The following is a 958-nucleotide window of genomic DNA, read 5'->3' as shown; positions in this document are numbered from 1 at the left end:
CAGGAACCCCGAGCGGCTCTACGCCGTCACCGGGACCGCCGACGGCGGCCGCGCCGAACTCGACCTGGTGACCCTGATCGTCGCCCGCCGCACACCCCCGCCCGGCGCGTCCCCCGAGCACACGGCGGTGCTCGAACTGTGCGCCGCCCCGCTGTCCCTGGCCGAGCTGTCGGCCTATCTCTCCCTGCCGTTCAGCGCGATGACGGTACTGGTCACGGAGATGATCACCGCCGAACTGGTGCAGGCGCGCGCCCCGGTCGCCCGCCGGGCGGCTCCCGATCGTTCCCTCCTCGAAGCGGTGATGCATGGACTTCAAAAGCTCTGACCCGATCCCCGGCCCGCGCACCGAGGACCAGCTGCCGCACACCACCCGGACCGCGGTGAAGATCGTCATCGTGGGCGGCTTCGGCGTCGGCAAGACCACCATGGTCGGTTCCGTCAGCGAGATCAGGCCGCTGACCACCGAGGAGACCATGACCCAGGCCGGCATCGGGATCGACGACGACTACGGTTCCGAGACCAAGACGGCCACCACCGTCGCCATGGACTTCGGCCGGATCGGCATCACCGACCAACTCGTGCTCTACCTGTTCGGCACCCCCGGTCAGGAGCGCTTCTGGTTCCTGTGGAACGGCCTGTTCGAAGGCGCGCTCGGCGCGGTCGTGCTCGTCGACACCCGGCGCCTGGAGGTCAGCTTCGACGTCATGGGCCGGCTGGAGGAACGCGGCGTGCCCTTCGTCGTGGCCGTCAACTCCTTCCCGGACGCCCCCCGCCACCCCGTCGAGGAACTGCGCGCCGCGCTCGACCTCACCCCCGAGATCCCGATCATCGAGTGCGATGTGCGCCGCCGCGCCTCCAGCAAGGACGTGCTGCTGACCCTGATGCGCTTCCTGCACTCGCTCGCCCTCTCCGGCGCCCTTTGCCCCGCCCCTCTTTCCGTTCCGGAGCGAACACCGTG

Annotated in this window: 2 protein-coding genes; both read left to right on the top strand. The window is 69.9% G+C overall.

The window, feature by feature from the left end; all coding sequences use genetic code 11:
• The coding region (locus FRZ03_RS03960; protein ID WP_146463747.1) for a DUF742 domain-containing protein at positions 1-325 on the top strand (325 nt) is incomplete at its 5' end.
• Positions 306-958 (top strand): GTP-binding protein (locus FRZ03_RS03955; protein WP_146463735.1); only part of this gene is annotated, 653 nt, incomplete at its 3' end. The genes FRZ03_RS03960 and FRZ03_RS03955, both read left to right, overlap by 20 nt.

This window comes from Streptomyces misionensis (assembly GCF_007896895.1).
GTDB classification, from domain to species: Bacteria; Actinomycetota; Actinomycetes; order Streptomycetales; family Streptomycetaceae; genus Streptomyces; species Streptomyces misionensis_A.
The sequence above is the reverse complement of the archived record's forward strand: the minus strand, read 5'-3'. Positions and strand labels throughout refer to the sequence as shown.